The organism is Okeanomitos corallinicola TIOX110 (assembly GCF_038050375.1).
Classification (GTDB): Bacteria; Cyanobacteriota; Cyanobacteriia; order Cyanobacteriales; family Nostocaceae; genus Okeanomitos; species Okeanomitos corallinicola.
Genome location: NZ_CP150886.1, coordinates 1,086,848 through 1,108,765, shown reverse-complemented (window position 1 = coordinate 1,108,765; position 21,918 = coordinate 1,086,848). Strand labels below are relative to the sequence as shown.

18 protein-coding genes and 1 pseudogene are annotated in these 21,918 nt (G+C 37.3%); 9 read left to right on the top strand and 10 right to left on the bottom strand.

What is annotated here, in order from left to right; genetic code table 11:
* Positions 1-27: 27 nt before the first annotated feature.
* Complete coding sequence (locus tag WJM97_RS04810; protein WP_353931906.1) at positions 28-3,117, bottom strand: ABC transporter transmembrane domain-containing protein; 3,090 nt, start codon at positions 3,115-3,117, stop codon at positions 28-30.
* Between the two features lie 779 nt (positions 3,118-3,896).
* Between WJM97_RS04810 and WJM97_RS04805 the strand changes: the two genes are divergently transcribed.
* On the top strand, positions 3,897-4,499 hold the full coding sequence (locus WJM97_RS04805) for a peptidoglycan-binding domain-containing protein (RefSeq protein ID WP_353931905.1): 603 nt from the start codon (positions 3,897-3,899) through the stop codon (positions 4,497-4,499).
* A 62-nt stretch (positions 4,500-4,561) separates the two neighbouring features.
* Here the strand turns inward: WJM97_RS04805 and wecB are convergent, their stop codons facing one another.
* Positions 4,562-5,674, bottom strand: coding sequence for a UDP-N-acetylglucosamine 2-epimerase (non-hydrolyzing) (wecB, locus tag WJM97_RS04800; protein ID WP_353931904.1), 1,113 nt, complete (start codon positions 5,672-5,674; stop codon positions 4,562-4,564).
* A gap of 312 nt (positions 5,675-5,986) precedes the next feature.
* A complete protein-coding gene (locus tag WJM97_RS04795; RefSeq protein ID WP_353931903.1) occupies positions 5,987-6,358 on the bottom strand; it encodes a hypothetical protein in 372 nt (123 codons plus the stop codon).
* Positions 6,359-6,951: 593 nt separating this feature from the next.
* Here WJM97_RS04795 and WJM97_RS04790 point away from each other — a divergent pair.
* The 5 genes from WJM97_RS04790 (at position 6,952) to WJM97_RS04770 (ending at position 12,994) form a co-directional block, all read left to right on the top strand.
* Positions 6,952-8,214 (top strand): transposase, encoded by a 1,263-nt coding sequence (locus WJM97_RS04790; protein WP_353931902.1) that lies wholly within the window; start codon positions 6,952-6,954, stop codon positions 8,212-8,214.
* A 47-nt stretch (positions 8,215-8,261) separates the two neighbouring features.
* Entirely contained in the window at positions 8,262-9,608 is a 1,347-nt protein-coding gene (locus WJM97_RS04785; RefSeq protein WP_353931901.1) for a type IV pilus twitching motility protein PilT, read from the top strand.
* 72 nt (positions 9,609-9,680) lie between these two features.
* Positions 9,681-10,451: a circadian clock KaiB family protein gene (locus tag WJM97_RS04780; RefSeq protein WP_353931900.1), complete on the top strand. Its 771-nt coding sequence runs from the start codon at positions 9,681-9,683 to the stop codon at positions 10,449-10,451.
* A gap of 92 nt (positions 10,452-10,543) precedes the next feature.
* On the top strand, positions 10,544-11,296 hold the full coding sequence (locus WJM97_RS04775) for an MBL fold metallo-hydrolase (protein WP_353931899.1): 753 nt from the start codon (positions 10,544-10,546) through the stop codon (positions 11,294-11,296).
* A gap of 159 nt (positions 11,297-11,455) precedes the next feature.
* Positions 11,456-12,994 (top strand): tetratricopeptide repeat protein, encoded by a 1,539-nt coding sequence (locus WJM97_RS04770; protein ID WP_353931898.1) that lies wholly within the window; start codon positions 11,456-11,458, stop codon positions 12,992-12,994.
* Positions 12,995-13,179: 185 nt separating this feature from the next.
* Here the strand turns inward: WJM97_RS04770 and WJM97_RS04765 are convergent, their stop codons facing one another.
* Together WJM97_RS04765 and WJM97_RS04760 are read right to left on the bottom strand one after the other, a co-directional pair.
* Positions 13,180-13,503, bottom strand: a complete 324-nt coding sequence (locus WJM97_RS04765) for a helix-turn-helix transcriptional regulator (protein ID WP_353931897.1) — start codon at positions 13,501-13,503, stop codon at positions 13,180-13,182.
* Complete coding sequence (locus tag WJM97_RS04760) at positions 13,500-13,886, bottom strand: type II toxin-antitoxin system RelE/ParE family toxin (RefSeq protein ID WP_353931896.1); 387 nt, start codon at positions 13,884-13,886, stop codon at positions 13,500-13,502. The genes WJM97_RS04765 and WJM97_RS04760 overlap by 4 nt, the downstream gene beginning before the upstream one ends.
* 441 nt (positions 13,887-14,327) lie before the next feature.
* Here WJM97_RS04760 and WJM97_RS04755 point away from each other — a divergent pair, with 441 nt between their 5' ends.
* Positions 14,328-16,961, top strand: a complete 2,634-nt coding sequence (locus WJM97_RS04755) for a COR domain-containing protein (RefSeq protein ID WP_353931895.1) — start codon at positions 14,328-14,330, stop codon at positions 16,959-16,961.
* A gap of 393 nt (positions 16,962-17,354) precedes the next feature.
* On the opposite strand, the gene WJM97_RS04750 is transcribed toward WJM97_RS04755, so the two are convergent.
* A complete protein-coding gene (locus tag WJM97_RS04750; RefSeq protein ID WP_353931894.1) occupies positions 17,355-18,353 on the bottom strand; it encodes a PRC-barrel domain-containing protein in 999 nt (332 codons plus the stop codon).
* Between the two features lie 145 nt (positions 18,354-18,498).
* Positions 18,499-18,706: pseudogene (locus WJM97_RS04745) on the bottom strand (hypothetical protein); the annotation flags it as partial.
* Between the two features lie 189 nt (positions 18,707-18,895).
* Between WJM97_RS04745 and WJM97_RS04740 the strand changes: the two are divergent.
* The gene (locus tag WJM97_RS04740) at positions 18,896-20,125 is read left to right on the top strand and encodes a transposase (RefSeq protein WP_353931893.1); all 1,230 of its coding nucleotides are present in this window, start codon (positions 18,896-18,898) and stop codon (positions 20,123-20,125) included.
* 202 nt (positions 20,126-20,327) lie between these two features.
* Here the strand turns inward: WJM97_RS04740 and WJM97_RS04735 are convergent, their stop codons facing one another.
* The 3 genes from WJM97_RS04735 to WJM97_RS04725 all read right to left on the bottom strand — a co-directional run bounded on the left by WJM97_RS04735 (position 20,328) and on the right by WJM97_RS04725 (position 21,568).
* Complete coding sequence (locus WJM97_RS04735; RefSeq protein ID WP_353931892.1) at positions 20,328-20,615, bottom strand: TMEM165/GDT1 family protein; 288 nt, start codon at positions 20,613-20,615, stop codon at positions 20,328-20,330.
* Positions 20,616-20,712: 97 nt separating this feature from the next.
* On the bottom strand, positions 20,713-21,060 hold the full coding sequence (locus WJM97_RS04730; RefSeq protein ID WP_353933109.1) for a TMEM165/GDT1 family protein: 348 nt from the start codon (positions 21,058-21,060) through the stop codon (positions 20,713-20,715).
* 157 nt (positions 21,061-21,217) lie between these two features.
* Positions 21,218-21,568: a YkgJ family cysteine cluster protein gene (locus WJM97_RS04725; RefSeq protein WP_353931891.1), complete on the bottom strand. Its 351-nt coding sequence runs from the start codon at positions 21,566-21,568 to the stop codon at positions 21,218-21,220.
* A 195-nt stretch (positions 21,569-21,763) separates the two neighbouring features.
* On the opposite strand from WJM97_RS04725, the gene WJM97_RS04720 reads away from it, so the two are divergent.
* Positions 21,764-21,883: a photosystem II reaction center protein Ycf12 gene (locus WJM97_RS04720; RefSeq protein WP_353933108.1), complete on the top strand. Its 120-nt coding sequence runs from the start codon at positions 21,764-21,766 to the stop codon at positions 21,881-21,883.
* Positions 21,884-21,918: the final 35 nt, after the last annotated feature.

The window sequence follows — 21,918 nt, the reverse complement described above, 5'->3', positions numbered from 1 at the left end:
CGCTACGAATTAAACGAAGCGTTAGACTCAACTTACCTGAGCTAATTGTTGTTGATTTAGATAGTAGTAATGTCCTTGTTTAGCAATTAATTCGTCATGATTACCGCTTTCTACCAAAATGCCCCGATCCAAAACCAGGATTATGTCTGCATTCCGAACAGTGGAAAGTCGGTGAGCAATAATTACACTTGTACGCCCTTTGAGAATAGTTTTGAGATTGTTCTGAATAATCCGTTCTGATTCTGTGTCTAGATGACTGGTGGCTTCATCAAACAACAATAAACGGGGATTACCAAGCAAAGCTCTAGCTATGGCTATACGTTGACGTTGACCGCCAGAGAGCATACCACCACCTTCACCGATTTTGGTTTCGTAACCCAAGGGCTGTTGCTGGATAAATTCATCTGCTCCGGCTAATTGTGCGACTTGAATAATTTCGTCTAGGTTAGCTTCTGGATGGGCTATGGCTATGTTTTCCCGGATAGTACCACCAAACAGAAATGTGTCTTGGTCTACAACGCCTACTTGAGAACGGAGCGATCGCAAAGCCAAACTTGTCACATCATGACCATCAATTAATACTTTGCCATCTGTCGGTGGGTATAAACCCAAAATTAATTTACTCAGAGTTGTTTTCCCAGAACCACTACGTCCCACTAACGCCACCATTTGTTCTGGCTGAATTTCAAAGTTAATATTTTCCAGGACGTTAGTTTTACTTTCTAAGTGATAACGGAAGGTAACATTCTCAAAGCGAATATGACCGCCTAGCGTACCCAGGGTTTTGCGAGGTTTAAGGTGTAAATCTTCTTCAGGTTCTGCTTCTAGGACATCATTAAGGCGTTCAACAGAAATCAGGATTTCTTGGAATTGATTCCACAGTTGTGAAAACCTTTGGAACGGACCCAAGACTTTACCCACCAACAGATTAAAAGCCACTAATTGGCCAACGGTGAGTTCCCCTTGAATTACTTGCCAGGCTCCAAACCACATTAATGCTGTACTGGTAAAGGTGTGAATGCCACCACTAATGATTGAGAGGCGAATTCCAATGATCTGAGCATTAAAGCCTTTTTTGACCACATTATTCAGCAATTCTTCCCAACGCCAACGGACAGTTTGTTCAATTGCCAATGAACGGACAGTACGAATTCCTGTCAGGGATTCAATCAGATAGCTTCTTTGTTCAGCCCCAGCATTAAAAATCTCTCTGGAGATGCGACGCAAAATACCTGTACTAGCCAATGCCAGAATGAAAAATGGTGGTACTGTCATTAGCACAAATAAGGCCATTTTCCAGCTATACCAAAACATCAGGCTCAGATAGATCACTAATGTCAGCATATCCAGGATGATTGACAAACTTTGACCAGTTAAGAAGCTCTGAATTTTCTGGTTTTCCGAGATGCGGGAGGTGATATCACCAACATAACGGGACTCAAAATAGGAAAGAGGCAGACGGAAGGTATGCTTGATAAAACCTACCACCATAGAGATGCTAATGCGATTGGCTGTGTGGACGAGTAGATATGACCGCACTGCGTTCATGGCAATGTTAAACAACCCAAAAATAATCATCCCTAAACCAATGGCGTTTAAGGTGGCAAGACTGCGCTGCACCAAAACTCGGTCTAGTAACAACTGAGTGAAAACAGGTGTCACCAGTCCAAATAACTGCATGACCACTGAAGCAATTAAGATTTCCAGCAGTACCTTATGGTGGGGTTTGATGAGTTCAAAAAACTTCCACAAACCAACATCCTGATTTTCGGTATTTTTAATTAGGGATGTAGGCTGTATAAGTAGTGCATAGCCTGTCCAACCGACTGCAAATTCTTTACGGGTCAGTTTTCTTTGACCTACGGCTGGATCACCGACAATCACTTGTTTTTTGTTAATCTCATAGACGACGATAAAGTGATTGCCTTCCCAATGTGCGATCGCCGGTAGAGATTGCTCTGCAAACTTATCTAAGGTGGCTTTGACTGGACGGGTGGCAAAACCAAAGTTTTCTGCTGCTGTGGCGATCGCACTTAAAGAAGCACCACTACGACCAACATTGGTCATATCCCGTACACGATTAACGCTAAAGTATTTGCCCCAATACTTACCAATCATCACCATACAAGCAGCACCACAGTCAGAGGAACTCTGTTGAGCATAGAAAGGATAAGTTTTTGTGAACCGTCCCCACCAATGACCGATTTTTAGTTTCGGACTGGGAAAGTAAGGAAGTGATTTTTTCGGCTTTGCTGTTGATTGGGATTCTTTCTGGGGAAAGGGAATAATTTTAGCGATTGGGTATTTTTTTTTAGCGGAGATATATTTTTGACGATTAATGGTTTTTGGCGGATTTTTAGATAATAAAAGTTTATTTATATCTAATTGATTCTCTGGGAAAAATACTCCCAAATCTTCACATAAATTTAAGGCTGTTTGCAAATCTGTATCTTTGAGAATATAAGCAATTGTTGGTTGTTTTACCTGTAAATTATTTTGTTTTATTTGAGTATAAATTTCCCCTGGTTCTAAACTTTTACCCTGGGAATCTAGTAATTGACCACGGTACAATAACCAGAGCTTAGAATCCTTGATGATCGGCACTTTTTCCCCTGGGTTGAACTGATAACGTTCAAATAAGGATACAGCTTTGAGCATCCCTGAAAATTGTGATGAATGACGTGGGAATTTTGAAGTTTGGCGACATAACAGCAACAGATCCCAAAGTTCTGCACGGGATTTGATATAGTTACCAATTTTTGGATCTTCTCTAATTATCTCACTTAACAAATCACCTTTTAAATAGCATAGTTTTAAATCTGTAGAAGCTTTGGCAATGTAATATTTAAAGTCTTGTTCAGGAAATAGACTCATTTCACCATAGGATTCTCCGACTGAAAGTGTAGTGATTAAATCATCAGATTCATCCAGGATTCTCACTTTACCTTCAAGAATAATGTAAATACCAGCTTCTGCTGCTGTTTTTTCCCATAGTAGAGTTGCTGGTGTGGGTTGTAATATTTCTAGTTCTGACAGGCATTTCTGAAGTGATTTTTCTGAAAGATGTTCACCTAAAACAGTAGTAATTTCTTCCTCTAATTCATATTTTGAAAGCATGGAGTTTCCCTGATAAATAGACAAATTTAAATGGTTGTATTTTGTAATTTATGAAACAAAATACTATTAGCAAATTAGATGCAAAAATCTGATTATTATTAATATCTGATTTAGGTAAATAAATAAATTCAAAACCCTACTCAAAGATAGAAAATTATTGCTAAAAAGCTTTGTTTTTCAATCTTTTCCTAAATTGTGTCACATAGATTTCTGCAATTCTCGTCAAATTGGCAATTTTCGTCTTCCCCAGACTAGAGGTTTGATAATTACAAGAATTCTGTCTTAACTGCTCACTGTTCAGGAGTCAGGAATTTTTGATGTTTAAGTGTTGATTTTTGATTGATTTTCACCTATCTCCTAATCACAATTATGACTAGCAATTTCGTCTTATACATAGAACCAAAATTTCTCAAAGCATTTGTCTATCAATGTTTTGAGTATTTTGTATTTAATAATATTCATATACTTGGTAATTTTTTACCTTCGCAAAAATACGAGAATGTGACAGTTGAAGGGGCGTAATATAGGTTGCAAAATCTAGCCAGTAACAGAGTATAAAATACATCTAGATTAAATCTAGACAAAATCAAAGTCACTATCAAAGTCACTCTTAAACACTATTCACTTTGTCAGCCTGTAATTTTTCAGTTGTTTGCAGAAAGGTGATGGTGCTAAGGGTTAAGGTTTTTATTTCCCTTTTCCCCTGAGCCTAAAACCATAGTGTTATTGAGACGATACGTTTGTATATCCCAAGTGTTTACATAAAGGAGCAAGAAGTTATGGAATATATGGCATATTCCTATATGTATATGGCTAATGAAGAAACTCCCGTTAATGTGGAGTTGAATTTGCCTAATTTGAACTTTAATTGGCAAAAATTACTTAAATCTTCAGCTTGGTTAACTTTAGTAGGCGTGAGCATTTTTGTGGCTTCAATGTCTCAAGTTCAACAAGCTTCAGCAGAATATGTCAGGACTAATGGTAGTTGTTTAAATATTCGCAGAGGACGTAGTACAAGGTATTCATCTATAAATTGTGTTCGTAATGGTACTTACATTGGTAGAACTGGAAATGTGAGGAATGGTTATGCTCAAATCACTTCTGGGCATTACCGAGGATATTATGTTGCTGAAAGATGGATTAGTGGTCAACGTTATTCATCCAATCATAATCGTCATGTTTCCCGTTCTTATCGAGTGGTATTGAGGCCAGGTTCTAGAGGTGAGCGAGTCAGATCAGTACAGCGAGCTTTAGGTATGAGGGTTGATGGGGTTTACGGGCCAGAAACAACTCGCCAAGTCCGCAACTTCCAACGCCGTAATAATTTACGTGCTGATGGTGTAGTTGGTCCAGCTACTCGTAGTGCTTTGGGTATTAGTTAGAGGTGACAGGTGACAGGTGACAGGTGACAGGTGACAGTAAATGATTGATCACCTATTACCTATTACTCCTGAATTCTGGTGTAATTGTTGACAATTTCTAAGATCCGTTTTGCTGCTTGACCATCACCAAAAGGGTTAATAGCATTAGCCATGGTGGTGTATGCTTGTGGGTTACTAAGTAACTCACTGGCAGAATTAACAATAGTTTCTGTTTGAGTTCCTATTAATTTAGCTGTTCCAGCAGTGACGGCCTCTGGTCTTTCTGTGGTGTCTCTGAGAACTAACACAGGTTTACCTAGACTGGGGGCTTCTTCTTGTAACCCACCGGAGTCTGTTAATAATAGATGCGATCGCCCAATTGCTCCTACTAACTCGGCATAATCTAATGGTTCTGTCAAAAATACTCTTGGATGTTTACCCAATAATTGCTGTAGAGGTTCTCTAACTGTGGGGTTTCTATGTAGAGGCAATAATAAAGCTGTGTCAGGAAATTTATCTAAAATCTGTAAAAATCCTTGGGCGATCGCTTGCAAGGGTTCACCCCAATTTTCCCGGCGATGTACTGTAGCTAATATGGTGCGATATTTTTCCCAATTTAAACCTGGTACATCACAAGCTGGGTTAGTTGCAGCTACATTTAACAAAGCATCAATTACAGTATTTCCTGTGAGGTGAATTTCTCCCAACACCCCAGAAGCTTGTAAATTTTCCACAGCTAGGGAAGTAGGGGCAAAATGTAATTGTGTAATTTGAGAAATTAATCTTCTATTGGCTTCTTCAGGATAAGGATTAAATAAATCATCGGTTCTTAACCCCGCTTCCACGTGAGCGACGGGTATTTTTTGATAGAAAGCTGCTAAAGCTGCCGCAAAAGCGGTTGTAGTATCTCCCTGAACTATGACTAAATCTAAATTTAGTTTTCTAAATAAAGTTTCTAAACCTTGTAAACTCCGGCAAGTAATATCATTCAAGGATTGTTTAGGCTGCATAATCTCTAAATTATGATCTGCCTGGAGATTAAACAATTGCATTACCTGTTCTACCATCTCCTTGTGTTGTCCTGTGAGAATTACCTGCACTTCTAATTCTGGAGAACTTTGGAAAACTTGAATTACCGGAGCTAGTTTAATCGCTTCTGGACGAGTACCTAAAATAATGCCAATTTTTTTAGTCATTAGTCATTAGTCATTTCATTAGTCATTAGTCATTGGTCATTCAGGATATAACTATTTACTGTCACCTGTCACGTGTCACCTATTCCCTAGTCATTTCATTAGTCATTAGTCATTCAGGATATAACTATTTACTGTCACCTGTCACCTGTCACCTATTCCCTAGTCATTTCATTAGTCATTAGTCATTCAGGATATAACTATTTACTGTCACCTGTCACCTGTCACCTGTCACCTATTCCCTCTGTCTTTCAAAAATGAAAAAACCCGGTTTAACCGGGCAGATGCACTGTTTATCTAATTTAGCAGTATTTATTATTTGAGTTCACAAGTTAAGGGGCAAGCAGCATAAACAGTGGTTTGTGCTTTTTCAGCTTCACCATGTAGCCAGCTTAACCATTTGACTTCTTTAGGATGAACTCCTTTAGCAGTTAGTACACCAGCCACGATCATAACTGTCATTACGTTGAACATTATTAGACCACCTGCTACCAGTAAAACTGCACTCACGGGCATTACTGATTGTAGAACAATTGACAATAAACATCCGACCGTAGCCATGACTACTACCAGTGGAAATCCAACAACTAGCAGACATACCGCCAATGTGAAAGTCCAGATTAAAAAACTTTTAATCATTAACATGGAGTAGGTCTTTCCTTGATTAGAGCTTTGAGCCGAAACCATGACTTTTCCTCCGAATTACACAGCAAAGTTTATATGTTACTTCTCAGTTACTTCTCGTTGTTTGCGAGCTAACTGAATTTATCTCAGTGAAATCCAGTATATAGAAACCATAGAAAAAAATGAGCATTTCTTTACTAAACTTTACACTTAATTTTTTAACTTATGAATATCAATTTCAATTCATATCTAATTAGTCATTCCTGGTAGACAATACCTCTTGAGGATTATACCCTTATGAACAGAACAGCTAAAAATTGATCCCCAAAATCTATCCTCTTCTTTGCTTAACATTTCTTATTAAAAATATAGTAGGTTCTCATAATTGTCAGCCAAAACTAGAAAAACTATAGTTTTGTGGATTTTGCTGTTAAAAAGCCTTTATGGCTACGCCAAGCTACGGGAACAGTATTGGTAAACTTCGCCGAATTTATAGACAAATATAGTCATGTCTAGTCATTAATCACAGACAAGTCAGCTAAAATCACTTATACAGCTTTTCTTGTGCAAAGAGAACTGAGCAAGAATTTTGTGCATTATCAGCCCGAAGATATGTTAGTATATATGGGCGAATATTCATAGAAACCAGTTAGTGTATGCAAGTAGTCGAGCGGCATATCATTCAAAGAAATCATCCCCATTATCAGGAGATTGATAAATTGTGTTTTGCTGCCAAAAACCTCTACAATTATGCTAACTTTCACATTCGCCAAAGTTTCATCTTTGCTCAAAAATACCTCGATTACAATTGTTTAGCAAAACAATTAAAAGGGACAGAACCATACCAGGCCTTACCAGCCAAAGTTGCCCAACAAGTATTATTAGGATTACATCGCAACTGGTTAAGTTTTTTTGCAGCAATTAAAGCTTATGCAGAAGATAAATCCAAATTTTTAGGTAGACCGAAATTACCTAAATATAAACACAAAGAAAAAGGTAGACATTTATTAGTTTATACAGCCCAAGCAGTGAGTAAACCCAAAATGAAATCTGGGTTGATTCATCTGTCACAAACACAGATTTGCATTCCTACAAAAGTAGATTATTGTTATCTAAATCAAGTAAGAATTGTCCCCAAGATTGACCATTATGTAGTAGAAGTTGTCTATGAAAAAGAGGAAACAGATTATGGTTTAGACCCTAATTCCATAGCAGCGATTGATTTAGGCATAGATAATCTAGCAACTTTAACATCAAACCAGCCGGGATTTACACCAGTTCTGGTTTCCGGGCGGATTATCAAATCAATTAATCGTTATTACAATCAAAGAAAAGCTCAATTACAATCTTTACTACCAAATCATCAAAAGACATCTAAACGACTACAAAGTTTAACTAAAAAACGGAATTTTCAAGTTGATGATTATCTGCATAAAGCCAGTCGCTTAATTATTGACCATTTAGTAAAGTGTGGGATTGGAACTTTAGTAATAGGTCAAAATTCCTTGTGGAAACAGAATGTGAATTTGGGCAGTAGAAATAATCAAAACTTTGTTTGTATTCCCCATACTCGATTTGTACATCAGTTGAGTTATAAAGCGAAATTAGTGGGGATAAATGTATTGGTCTCTGAGGAGTCTTACACTAGTGTAGCTTCTTTTTTAGACCAAGATCCTATTCCTACTTATGGCAAAGTTGACTCGAAAGAAGTGAACACTTCGACTAAGCTCAGTGTAAAATTTAGTGGTCGCAGAATCAGAACTAAGTTTTATCAAACAGGTAATGGTTTATTGATTCATGCTGATGTCAATGGTAGTTTGAATATTTTACGAAAAGTAGTCCCGACAGCATTTAGTCTAGGGATAGAGGGCGTTGTAGTCCGCCCCGTCGGGGTTATTCCCGGCCAACGAAAGGCATGAGATATTTGTCTATGTTTTTTGGAACTATCTACCCAAATCGAGGATATATGACAGAATCACAATCCCGTAATATACCAGCACAACCTCCACTGTCTACGAATCAACGCCAAACAACACAAACATTACAGATATCCTCGGAAGGAGAAACAAGAGTTAATTCAGGTATTAATACACCACCAGCACCACCACCACCAACAGGTCAGCGTCCACCAGTACCACCACCACCACCAACAGGTCAGCGTCCACCAGCACCACCACCACCAACAGGTCAACGTCCTGGAATCGCACCACCACCAATGCCGCCTGTAACTGCTACTATTGCTAAACAACCTCCGGGATTGACTTTAGCCGAGTTAGCACAAGAAGCATTTGATCAAGGATATTCTGATATTCATGTGGGTGTGGGAGAAATACCCCGTTTCCGTAACCGAGGAGAAATGCAAACCACGAATTATCCAGAAACTGATAAACAAACTTTTATCGGTTGGTTGCGAGAAATATTAACCGATTCAGAAATCCAACATTTTCAAGACAATCTAGAATTTGACGGTGCGACTCAGTATGAGTTTGCCCGTATACGGATCAATGTTTTTGACTCCCTCAAAGGCTATGCAATGGTCTTGCGTTTGATACCGCTGAAAATTTTGTCAATGGATCAATTGAGATTACCACCTGTTTTTCGGGATGTCTGCCATTATCACAAAGGGTTAATTTTGGTGACTGGTCCTACTGGTTCTGGTAAATCTACAACTATGGCTGCGATGGTGGACTACATCAATAGAGAAATGCCTAAGCATATTATTACTATTGAAGATCCCATTGAATTTGTTCACCAAAGCCGTAAGTCTTTAATCAAACAGCGGGAAGTGGGAATGCACACCCGTAAGTTTGATAATGCTCTCAAAGCAGCTTTGCGGGAAGATCCAGATTTAATTCTGGTGGGGGAAATGCGGGATAAAGAAACTGTGAATACGGCGCTCAAAGCGGCGCAAACTGGTCACTTGGTGATGGGAACTCTACACACCAATAGTGCTGTAAAAACCATTGAACGGATTCTCAATCTCTACTCAGGGGACGAACAAGACGCTATGCGGGTGGCTGTTTCTGAGTCTTTGGTGGCGGTAATTGCTCAGGGTTTGTGCCGTACTACTGATGGTAAACGGGCTGCTTTCCACGATATCCTCATTAATACTGATGCTGTAAGGGAATGGATTAAAGACGGTAAATATGATGACATTAGTGAGTTGATGAAACAAGCTGGTTTTGATGGCATGATTACCATGAATCAGTCTCTATTCAATCTCTATCAAGAAGGTCGTATTACTGAAGAAGTGGCCATAGAAATGTCACCAACTCCTAATGAAATGATGCAATTCCTCAGAGGTCGTGTTTAATTGGTAATTGGTAATTGGTAATTGGGAAAATTTCCCAGTCACCAATGACCAGTCACCAGTTCACAAACTTTGATGACTAATTTATCTACAGATCAAGTGTCTCAATCCCAGTTGTTTAAAGGAATAGCTTTGTTTACTCCTGGAGGAGATTTAATTTATTGTATTGACCATAGTAAAAAAGGCCGTTGGCATTTACATTTGTGTGTTGCTTTGCAAGAGATACTAGACTTATCAGAGCCACCACATTTTTTAGTACCTTGTTACACGGCAACTATTGATCATTGGTTAAATCCGCGTACCCAAGAAATCCAAACTTTTGCGGAAGCTTATCCTACTGTAATGCGTTATCAGCCGTTACTTAGCGCAATATTTGATACAGGTAATTTGGTCTGGCAAGCAGCTCCTTGGCAAGAAGGAATGTGTGATCAAATGGTATTGGCTACTTATCGTTCTTCCTTTCCTCAGTTATGGGAAGACCATGATTTAATTGTGCGTTTGGACGCGAAAGATAGTTGGGCAAAATACCAGCCCCCAAGGTTAAAATCACAGCCGGAAACAATGACAAATCAGGGCTATGTCTTGCGTTTATTTGTGGCAGGTCATAGTATGACTACTGAGCGGAGTTTAGAAAATTTACAAGATTTATTAGAGCGATCGCTAGGTTATCCCTATACTCTCAAGGTAATTGATGTTTTAACACATCCTGAACAGGCGGAAATAAATCAAGTTTCGGCTACTCCCACTTTAGTGAAAGTTTGGCCTCATCCAGTCAGGCGAATAGTGGGTGATTTGGATAATGTGGAGAAACTGCTACAGATGTTGGATGCAAAGGATAATTCGTAATTTATAGTTTATAGATTAAAATTTGTAATTTGTAATTCGTAATTAATCAATTAATAATAGGAATAGATGTTAATGTTACTAAGTTATTAGTTATGTACCTTACTTGGTTAGACAGCAATAGTTGGCTGATAGAAATTGCTGAACAGCGGATACTTTTAGATCCTTGGTTAGTTGATGCTTTAACTTTTGGTAATTTAGATTGGTTGTTTAAAGGTTCAAGATTGCAGGATCGAGAAATACCAACAAATATTGACTTAATTTTGTTATCTCAGGGTTTGGAAGATCATGCTCACCCTCCAACTCTCAAGCTGCTTGAGAAAAATATTCCTGTGGTTGCTTCTCCTAATGCTGCTAAAGTAGTAGAAAAGTTAGGTTATACCAAGATTACTATTCTCAATCATGGTGAAAATTTTACTTTAAATAATCAAGTAGAAATTAAAGCTATTCCTGGTTCTCAACTTGGCCCTACTTTGTTGGAAAATGGTTATCTTCTCAAAGATTTAGTTAGTGGTTCAACTCTATATTATGAACCTCATGGAAATCATTCTCCTCAACTTAAACAACTTGAATCAGTAGATGTAATCATTACACCAATTGTTGGTTTAAACTTGCCTTTACTCGGTCCAATTATTAAAGGGATGAATAGTGCTTTAGAAGTTGCTAAGTGGTTAAAACCGCAAATTATGCTTCCTACTGCTGCTGGTGGAGATGTGGAATTTGAGGGAGTTTTAAACAATTTTATCCAAGCTAATGGCAGTGTTGAAGAATTTCAAACTTTATTAGAACAGCAAAATTTAGATACAAGAGTCATTGCAGCTAAACCTGGTGAAAAAGTGAGTTTGTAGGAAAGTTACGAAAAACCTGTATGTGTAGGGGTTTAGCACTGCTAAACCCTTACCTATAGAATTAAACAATTAAGCCGTTTCAAGTATATAACAGGTGACAGGTGACAGAGAATAGGTGAGAATTTTACCAATTACCCATTACCCTATTACCTAATATAAATGGATTGGATTACTTTACTGCGATCGCTACAATCTGATTTTCTGCAAAGATTAACATCTGGGTGTCTCCTTCACTGTGAAAAACCAGGAAATCATAGTGAATTAACGATTATTTCTGGACAAAGATTAAAATCTTTACGGGAATTTTGTTGGTTAATGGCAGAAAAATATAAACGCACTTCTCCAGTGCGTGATGTTTTTATTAATAATTTAAAGGGTAAATTAGGTGAGGAAGTTGTTAAAGAAAGGTTAGCAGATTTGATCACAGAGGTTGATTATGAAAAACGCTTTGGTGGTGATGGGGGAAGTGATTTTACTCTGACTGCAAACTCGGAAATTGGTGTAGAAGTTAAATCTCGTCAGGGTAATTTTGAGACGGTGAGATGGTCGGTTAGTGCTGAAGAAGTAGCCAAAAATGCAGTAATTGTTTGTATTTTAATTCAGGAAGAAGTTAATGAAGCTCAAACTGAATATCATCTATTTTTGGCTGGGTTTTTACCTACAAAAATGATTAAATTAAAAAGAGGTAGAATTGCTTTTGGGATGAATCAATTATTATATGGTGGGGGTTTGTTATCCTATTTAGAAAAAGTTCAAGATATTATTAATAAACCTCCTGATGTTGTAGATAAAGGTCAGCCAGCAGATTTGCCTGTAGATTCTGAAAGTTTAGGTGATAATTTTTTTCATCAAGGTGATTATCCAGCCGCAATTAATAACTATCATCAGGCATTAAAAAATAAAGTTCAAGATGTCGAAATTTATTATAAACTAGGTTTAAGTTACAATCATTTAGCTGATTATCAAACAGCAATTAATAATTATAATCAAGCGATAAATATTAATATCAACTACGGTAAAGCTTACTATCAAAGAGGTTTAGCATATTATCAGTTAGGGAATTATCAAATGGCAATTAAAGATTATGATCAAGCGATAATAATTAATCCTAATGTTGCTGCTATTTATAAAAGTCGCGCTGATGCTCGTTATCAAATTGGAGATCATCAAGGGGCAATTGAAGACTTTCATCAGGCAATTAAAATTAGTCCCCATGATGCTATTAATCGTCAAAACAAAGAAAGCTTTCCAGAAATTTGGGATCATAAAAATGATTTATTTAAAATGATTCCTGTTAAATCTGATGATGCAATAGGTTATAAAAATAGAGGTGATTATAGTTTAAAATTAGGAGATTATGCAAGAGCAATTACAGATTATCAACAGGCAATTAAAATCAATCCTGATTATGCAGATGCCTATTTTCATTGTGGAAATGCCAATTTTGATTTAGGAGAGTATGAAGCAGCAATAGATGATTTTAGTCAAGTAATTAAAATTAGTTATAATTACAGTGATGCCTATTATAATCGTGGTCATGCTCGGTTAATTATTGCAGATAAACAGGGAGCTTTTGAGGATTTCCAGAAAGCAGCAGATTTATATTGGCAAGATGGAAAACTGGAAGCATATCAAGATGCACAAGCAATTATTTCTGATTTGGAAATTGAACAATCTTTGGATATTTTGAATTTTTGAAGAATTCGTCTGAATCAGGATTTACAGGATTTACGGTTACTGAGCGAAGTCGTTCGCGGAGGGTGGCGTTAGCCATAGTACAGGATTTCAGGATTTACAGGATTAATGAAAACAGATAGCGATTGTTTTTCCTGAGATACAATCGCTCTTAATTCTTTGTGAATTTCATTTTTATTTGCCAACTATTAGAGTACAGTTGTATGGGCAAATTCCTGATTTACAGGTTTAGGTTTAACTATAATCTCTACATTACTACCTAATTTATTAAGATAAGTTAGCAATCTATCAACTGAAAAACCACTTAATCTTCCTCTAATTAACAAAGATATTTTTGGTTGGTCTACTCCTAAAATTTCAGCAGCTTGAACTTGGGTTATTTGTTGGCTTTTAATGATTTCACTGATTTTACGTGCTAGTTCAGCTTTAACTAATCTTTCTTCAGGATTGGATAAACCTAAATCAGCGAACACATTTCCGCTACTAGCAATAATTTCATTTTCTTTGTTCATTTTTTGACTCCGTTTTTCCTAGCTATTTCTTTTTGATAATCTTTTTGAGCTTCTTTCAGCCTATTTTTTATTAGCTCTATATCTTGCTTTGGTGTAGCAATGCCTGTTTTTGATTTTTTCTGAAAAGAATGTAGTAAATAAACAACACCCTCAAATTTAACAGTATAAATTGCTCTATATGTATCTCCATCAAAATCGTCTACAATTTCTAAAACACCTGCTCCTGAGAAACCGTGTAAAGGTTTTGCATCAGGGTGTTTTTGACCATGCTGTGCTAGGTCAAGAGCATAACCCATTACGTCTTTTACATCTTCAGGGAAATTTTTCAAGTCGTCTAACGCACTTGCAATCCATTTGAGAGGTTTTTCTTGTTTTTCAGTCATGTAATTTTAGTATGCTAAAACTAGCATATTATGTCAATAGGCAATTATTTTATACAAATCTATCCAATCTTGATAAAAACCTATAAGATGTTGTGCATTTAATTTGTATAAGTCTAGCGGGCAAGATGCCCGCACCACAAGACTTAACAATATTAAGATTATAAAATTTAGCTGCGTAACAGCTTACTATTTAGTTCCTCAACCTTCACACTTCAAGTGCTTGTGAAGTGCTACCAATTCTTGGTATCAGCAACTGGTAGTAGATTTAATAATGTCTATAACAAAACAATGATTATGTGGATGGCTACAAATGTGAAAAAATAGAACGAATAACTGTTTTTCCTGTGGTTACTAAATCAAATAAACATACAAACCCCTTGATTCACCAATGGGGTAATAATAATTTTTATTTTTGACTTCCGCGAAACGGTTGACCTACCCATGACTAATGAACAACTGCTGCAAATTATTCAAAAAGCTGCCAAAAACCAAGCAACAACATTAAACCTTTCTGGTCAACGGTTAAGAACTTTGCCAGCAGAAATAGGTCAACTCTCTAACCTCAACGAGCTTGACCTCAGTAACAATCAACTGACGACTTTGCCAGCAGTAATAGGTCAACTCTCCAATCTCAGCTGGCTTGACCTCAGTAACAATCAACTGACGACCTTGCCAGCAGTAATAGGTCAACTCTCCCACCTCAACCAGCTTTACCTCAGTGACAATCAACTGACGACCTTGCCAGCAGAAATAGGTCAACTCTCCCACCTCAGCTGGCTTGACCTCAGTAACAATCAACTGACGACCTTGCCAGCAGTAATAGGTCAACTCTCCCACCTCAGATGGTTTCACCTCAGTAACAATCAACTGATGACCTTGCCAGCAGTAATAGGTCAACTCTCCCACCTCAGATGGTTTCACCTCAGTAACAATCAACTGATGACCTTGCCAGCAGTAATAGGTCAACTCTCCAATCTCAGTGGGCTTGACCTCAGAAACAATCAACTGACGACCTTGCCAGCAGAAATAGGTCAACTCTCAAAACTTACTCAGCTTGACCTCAGTCACAATCAACTGACGACCTTGCCAGCAGAAATTCAACAATTATCTAACCTGAAAAGGTTAGATTTGCGTGAAAATCGGCTAAATATTCCCGCAGAAATTTTAGGTAGCAGTGGGGATGATTTGGGTGACCCCGCGAAGATTTTTAGCTACTATTTCTCTCTCCAAACTGAGGAGAAAAAGCCACTCAACGAAGCTAAGGTATTGCTGGTCGGTCAAGGAACTGTGGGGAAAACTTCTCTGGTGAAACGTCTGATTGAAAATAAGTTTGATGCCAATGAAAGTAAAACTGAAGGTATCAATATTCAAAATTGGTATCTAGAAGTTAATCAGCAAACCATCCGCTTGAATGTATGGGACTTTGGTGGACAGGAAATCATGCACGCTACGCACCAGTTTTTTCTCACCAAACGCAGTCTTTATTTGCTAGTAATTAATGCTCGTGAAGATGAAAACCAAAATAGACTGGAATACTGGCTGAAAATGATTCAAAGCTTTGGTGGTAATTCTCCAATTATCCTAGTGGGGAATAAAACTGATGAGCATCCATTGGATATTGACCAAAAGGGTTTACTTAATAAATACAAAAATATTAAAGAAATAGTACCTATATCCAGTAAAACCGGAGATGGTGTAGAAAAATTATTATCAATCATTAAACGCGAAATTGATAAATTAGAAGATATTTATGATTTATTACCCCTCAGTTGGTTTCTGGTGAAACAAGAACTGGAAGAAATGAAAAAGGATTACATTGCTTATCATGAATATGAAAGTATTTGTCTGCAAGAAAAAATTACCGAAGAAATTAAACAATCTACTCTAATTGAATTACTGCATCGCTTAGGAATAGTTCTCAATTTCCGTGAAGACCCCCGCGTACAAGATACTTCTGTTCTCAATCCAGAATGGGTAACAAATGGTGTGTACAAAATTCTCAATGACAATCTGCTCATGACTCAATTTCGGGGGATTTTACAATATCAACAACTACAAAGAATTTTAGATAATTCTAAATATCCCGACAATAAAAAACAATTCATTATTGAAATGATGCAGAAGTTTGAACTTTGTTTTCTATTAGATGATAGGGATAGATATCTAATTCCTGATTTGTTACCGAAAGAAGAACCTGCAACTGGGGAATGGGAAAATGTTTTAGGTTTTCAATATCATTATAATGTTTTACCTGGTAGTATTATCTCTCGTTTTATTGTGAGAATGCACCACAAAGCCGAGAAGCAAACTTGGTGGAGGAGTGGTATTGTGTTAAGAGAAAGAGATAGTCGAGCATTAATCAAAAGTGACCAGGAAGACCGGAAAATCTTTATTTCTATTAGTGGTAATATTTCCACACGCAAAGAACTATTAGCAATAATTCGTTCTCAATTTGATGCTATTCATAAAACTTTCAAAGGTTTGCAAGCAAAGGAAAAAGTACCAATTCCCGGACATCCTCATCTTTTTGCAGATTATCAAAACTTACTTATTTATGCAGAGAAGAGTTTACCCTTTATTCCTGAAGGACTTACAGAAACTTTTGATGCACGGGATTTGTTAAATGGTGTTGAATCTAAAAAAGAAAACTACAGACTTGGAGAATATAATAGAACTACATCACCACAACCAAAGCGAAATGACATGACACCACCAGAAACACCAGAACCACAAAAACAACCAAAACAAACTATTTCTTCTGCTGAACGTGGTATTGCTTTAGCTATGGCTTTAGGAGTATTAACTACTTTTATTGTCTTAGTTCTCAATCCTAGACTAATGACAGGTGGTACTCTAGCTATTGTGAGATTTTTAGCAGCAACATTTGCTGGGATAGCAGGTTATTTATTTTCAGGTGAACTTGGTTTAGAAGCAAAAATCCCTTTGAATAAAACTCAGGTGAAAGCAACAGGAGCATTTGCAGCATTTGTTTTAGTATTGCTAATTTTCTTCATGGGTGTTCCTGCTTCAGAAATTTCACCACAACCAACTTCTACATTAAAACCAGTTAATTAGGGCTTGCTGAATAAATCTCAAAACATTACAGGTAAACGATTTTAGCGATTTTGACTTTCAAAAAATGCAAGCTTTGATGAGGTGAGAACTGAAAAACCTTGCATTTAATTCCTGCTTCAAGGAAAAATAGTTCCCATCCAACTCTTGAAACTGTCACCTGTCACCTGTCACCTGTCACCTGTCTCCACGACAAGACTTTATCAGCAAACCCTAATTAGTCATCAGTTTGTTAATGATATAAAAAGGTAAATAAGTAAAGTTTTTAAAAATATAAAAATCGTGATTTCAAATATTAACAGATATTGATTAAATTCTTCGCTTTGTCCCACTCAAACCACATCAAATTTGAATAATTAACCCCCTCTGAATAGTAGTAGAGGGGGTGCAAAAAACTTAATATCCGTCTTCTGTTTCGTATTCCACTTGTCTTTCCTTCACCTTTTTAGGAATATTCACAGGTTTGGGTGCATCTTCCCAAGCATCACCTTCTACATCATCATCATATTCATCATATTCGTCAGAGTATGTGTTGTTGATAGGCTGAGGTTCATATCTTTTTGGAGGTTCTTGATATCTATCTTTATATGTCGCTTCACTCCAGTTATCTTCTTCTTCCTGTTCCTCTTCGTATTGTATGGATTCGTAATAACGGGCTTCCATTGTTCTACGCTGGGGTCTTTCTTCTTCTATATAGTCTTCTGTCCATTCTTCTTCCTGTACTACAGGTTCAGGAGTGCGGACTCTAGGCCGGGGGGGTTCTAATGGTACTCCACTGGGTAGTTGGTTAGCTGGGGAAACTGTCCGTGGTGCAGAATAACCATATTCTTCTTCTAAGTCTCTTTCCCAAGGCGCTCTACCAATACCTAAACGTTCTAAAACGCCTACTGTTAGTTGATTTACCCTTTCTTCCGAACCTTCAAAGACAATTAACCTACTAGGTCCGGTACTAACAACTTCATCTATTGAGATTTCGTAGGTACTCAAAAATTGGTCGGGTATTTGGGGAACTCCCAAAGAGGCTATGACTATAGAGTAAATTTTACCGCTTTCACCATCAAACTTAAAGCCCCTCACCTTACCTAACACTTCGCCAGTTTCGGTGATGACTTCCCAGTTCATCAAATTACTAAGGCTTTCAACTTCAATATCTTCAATCACATCCTCATTATCAACCAAAATCACATCACCGATTTGATTGATACTGTTAAGATACATTTGACGAGGTAGACCAGAGATAGAGATGAGGCTGTCTCGCAAACCAAGCGCCACAACCTCTCTTTGATCAATGTCAACCCACACTTGACTCACGATACCTAGCCTTTTGCCATTATCGCGGGTGATTACTTGGGTGTTTAATATATCGGAACGTCTAATTATTTGCTCGGAGGTCATTATAGTAGGTCGTCCTGTTCGCTTAGCGTGCCGTAGGCAATCTCGAATCCTGTTTATCTATAAACTATTTTTAACAGAAAATTAAGGTGATTGGTAATTTGGTATTGGGTATTGGGTAATTAATCAATTTATTACCTGTTCCCTGTCACCTGTCACTTAACTTAATACCCAAAACCTGAGTATAAGCACCTCTAGCTTGAGTTACGCCAATTGTGCGTTCGGCTGATTCTATCATCGGACGACGCAAACTGACAACAATAAACTGTGCCTGTTGTGCTTGTTCTTGTTGTTTAATCATTTTAGCTAAATCTTTCCACGTTTGCCCCATCTAAAAATATATCTACTTCATCGAAAGTATTGGTAAACTTCGCCGAATTTATAGACAAATATAGTCATCTATAGTCATTAATCACACAGAAGTCAGCTAAAATAACTCATATAGACTTTCTTGTGCAAAGAGAACTGAGCAAGAATTTTGTGCATTATCAGATCTAAGATATGTTAGTATATATGGGCGAATATTCATAGAAACCAGTTAGTGTATGCAAGTAGTCGAGCGGCATATCATTCAAAGAAATCATCCCCATTATCAGGAGATTGATAAATTATGTTTTGCTGCCAAAAACCTCTACAATTATGCTAACTTCCATATTCGCCAAAGTTTCATCTTTACTCAAAAATACCTCGATTACAATTGTTTAGCAAAACAGTTAAAAGCGACAGAACCATACCGAGTCTTACCAGCCAAAGTTGCCCAACAAGTATTATTAGGACTACATCGCAACTGGTTAAGTTTTTTTGCAGCAATTAAAGCTTATGCAGAAGATAAATCCAAATTTTTAGGTAGACCGAAATTACCTAAATATAAACACAAAGAAAAAGGTAGACATTTATTAGTTTATACAGCCCAAGCAGTGAGTAAACCCAAAATGAAATCTGGGTTGATTCATCTGTCACAAACACAGATTCACATTCCTACAAAAGTAGACTATTGTTATCTCAATCAAGTAAGAATTGTCCCCAAGATTGACCATTATGTAGTAGAAGTTGTCTATGAAAAAGAGGAAACAGATTATGGTTTAGACCCTAATTCCATAGCAGCGATTGATTTAGGAATAGATAATCTAGCAACCTTAACATCAAACCAGCCGGGATTTATACCAGTTCTGGTTTCCGGGCGGATTATCAAATCAATTAATCGTTATTATAATCAAAGAAAAGCCAATTTACAATCTTTACTACCTGCACATCAAAAGACCTCTAAACGACTACAAAGTTTAACTAAAAAACGGAATTTTCGAGTAGATGATTATCTGCATAAAGCCAGTCGCTTAATTATTAACCATTTAGTCAAGTGTGGGATTGGGACTTTAGTAATAGGTCAAAATTCCTTGTGGAAACAGAATGGGAATTTGGGCAGTAGAAATAATCAAAACTTTGTTTGTATTCCTCATAGCCGATTTGTACAGCAGTTGAGTTATAAAGCGAAATTAGTGGGAATAAATGTATTGGTTTCTGAGGAGTCCTACACTTCTGTAGCTTCTTTTTTAGACCAAGATGTGATTCCTACTTATGGCAAAGTTGACTCGAAAGAAGTGAAATTTAGTGGTCGCAGAATCAAAACTAAACTTTATAGAGCAGGTAATGGTTTATTGATTCATGCTGATGTCAATGGTAGTTTGAATATTTTACGTAAAGTAGTCCCGACAGCATTTAGTCTAGGGATAGAGGGCGTTGTAGTTCGCCCTGTCGGGGTTATTCCCGACAAATGAAAGGCATGAGATATTTGTCTATGTTTTTTGGAACTATAAAATGCTCAATAGTGGTAGTTTTAAAGAAAAAATGTAGTCTTTATGGCTGCAAGTTACAAATATAGATACATAGGAGTTACGCATTGACAAAAAAACTAATTCATGTTGATTAAGCAGCACAAGCATTATAAAACCAAATTCTCGTAAATGCGTTCTCAATCCTTCATTCGGTTTCTTCTTCCTTACCGGGTAACAGTAGACGAATGGCTAAAATTGCAAATCCTAAAGCAGCGATCGCTTTTAAAATCCTGGTAGGAAGGAATTCTGCAACTGCTCCCCCCGCTAATGCTCCTAGTAAACTGGTTAATACTAAAGCACCTGCTGTCCCAAAAAATATAGCTTTACGAGATTGACCTTGGCCAGATAATGCGATCGCTGCTAACTGGCTTTTATCTCCTAATTCTGAGAGAAAAACCGTAATAAAGCTTAGTCCTAAAAGATTCCATTCCATAGGTTTGATTGATAAAATTTTGAGTGTTGGTGAGTGAAGGTGTGAATTGATTATTTCACGCAGAGGCGCAGAGAGTATGAGTTTGAGATTTGAATATTTAACCTTGAATTACATCCCACACCAACATCAGGGAAATCAATAGCAAGATTACCCCTGCTGATTTTTCTACAGTTTTAGGACTGAGTTTACTGGCAATAAAACCACCAAGTAAAACACCTAGTAAACTGGTAGTGATGAGAGCAACTGCTGAACCCAGGAAAACTACCCAAGGTGCATGGGATTCCGCACTCATTAATAGGGTGGATAGTTGAGTTTTATCACCAATTTCCGCTAAAAATATTGTAATAAAGGTTGTTCCCAACACCATCCAGACTGATTCCTGCTTTTTGTGTTGAGGATGATCAGTATTTTCTTTTGTTGGGGACTGGGTTTCAATTTCAGTAATACTCACAGTTTTAGAGTCAAGTTTCACAGGTGTTAGTCCTGTCACTAAGTTATTTTCATATTGTTCTCATTTTCTCATAATATTGTTATAAATTGCAACTTTTACAGGTAAAAATTTAAAATTTAAATTCTAGTTCAAATTTAAATTCAAATTTAAATTAAAACCCAACCGCTTGATTAAACCGGATTTGCTCTAAACTGCGATCGCCATAAATACTTTCAATGTGTTGATGACAGCAGTCAATAGCAAAATCGTTCAGTTCTTCCGCTTCAATGCCAAACATATCTTCAAATGTCTCTACCTGCACCCGACAGAAACGAGGACGATCTGCATAAATGGTACATTCTCTCGTTTCTTGGTCAAAGTTCACACACCAGCCATCTTCACCCACCATACTCAAATAAAGTCCTAGTTCCTCTGGAGTGAGATATTCTTCCAATTCTGGGCGCTCTGTCGGGTCAAGATGACAGCAAGCACCACACTGTTTTACACATTGCCAAGTAGCCATAATTTACCTCTGAGAGTTCAAGAATTCAGTCAGGGACAAGGGGGAAATGAATAACCCAATGACCTAGTTTACATATTCATGTATTTTCCTATAATTTTGTTAAGTAACTTAAAAATAGCTGCCCCGATCCAGATATGATCTATGGCGGGCTTTGCACTTGAGTTATTAAATTTTTTAAAACAGCTTGGAGGAAAAATGGAAGCTTTAGCTAATGTTAATTGGGAAGTAGTGTTTCAATTAACCTGTGTAGGATTGATTGTAATTGCAGGACCTGCTGTAATTTTTGTTCTCGCGTTTCGTAAAGGCAACCTGTAAATTAGGTAGTGGGTGATGGGTAATTGGTAAAAACT

Coding starts and splice junctions, on each gene's coding strand:
- WJM97_RS04810 (WP_353931906.1), bottom strand. CDS start 3,117: ATGCTTTCAAAATATGAATTAGAGGAAGAAATTACTACTGTTTTAGGT.
- WJM97_RS04775 (WP_353931899.1), top strand. CDS start 10,544: ATGTACCTTACTTGGTTAGACAGCAATAGTTGGCTGATAGAAATTGCT.
- WJM97_RS04765 (WP_353931897.1), bottom strand. CDS start 13,503: ATGAACAAAGAAAATGAAATTATTGCTAGTAGCGGAAATGTGTTCGCT.
- wecB (WP_353931904.1), bottom strand. CDS start 5,674: ATGACTAAAAAAATTGGCATTATTTTAGGTACTCGTCCAGAAGCGATT.
- WJM97_RS04795 (WP_353931903.1), bottom strand. CDS start 6,358: ATGGTTTCGGCTCAAAGCTCTAATCAAGGAAAGACCTACTCCATGTTA.
- WJM97_RS04720 (WP_353933108.1), top strand. CDS start 21,764: ATGGAAGCTTTAGCTAATGTTAATTGGGAAGTAGTGTTTCAATTAACC.
- WJM97_RS04735 (WP_353931892.1), bottom strand. CDS start 20,615: ATGGAATGGAATCTTTTAGGACTAAGCTTTATTACGGTTTTTCTCTCA.
- WJM97_RS04725 (WP_353931891.1), bottom strand. CDS start 21,568: ATGGCTACTTGGCAATGTGTAAAACAGTGTGGTGCTTGCTGTCATCTT.
- WJM97_RS04740 (WP_353931893.1), top strand. CDS start 18,896: ATGCAAGTAGTCGAGCGGCATATCATTCAAAGAAATCATCCCCATTAT.
- WJM97_RS04785 (WP_353931901.1), top strand. CDS start 8,262: ATGACAGAATCACAATCCCGTAATATACCAGCACAACCTCCACTGTCT.
- WJM97_RS04780 (WP_353931900.1), top strand. CDS start 9,681: ATGACTAATTTATCTACAGATCAAGTGTCTCAATCCCAGTTGTTTAAA.
- WJM97_RS04790 (WP_353931902.1), top strand. CDS start 6,952: ATGCAAGTAGTCGAGCGGCATATCATTCAAAGAAATCATCCCCATTAT.
- WJM97_RS04770 (WP_353931898.1), top strand. CDS start 11,456: ATGGATTGGATTACTTTACTGCGATCGCTACAATCTGATTTTCTGCAA.
- WJM97_RS04805 (WP_353931905.1), top strand. CDS start 3,897: ATGGAATATATGGCATATTCCTATATGTATATGGCTAATGAAGAAACT.
- WJM97_RS04755 (WP_353931895.1), top strand. CDS start 14,328: ATGACTAATGAACAACTGCTGCAAATTATTCAAAAAGCTGCCAAAAAC.
- WJM97_RS04760 (WP_353931896.1), bottom strand. CDS start 13,886: ATGACTGAAAAACAAGAAAAACCTCTCAAATGGATTGCAAGTGCGTTA.
- WJM97_RS04750 (WP_353931894.1), bottom strand. CDS start 18,353: ATGACCTCCGAGCAAATAATTAGACGTTCCGATATATTAAACACCCAA.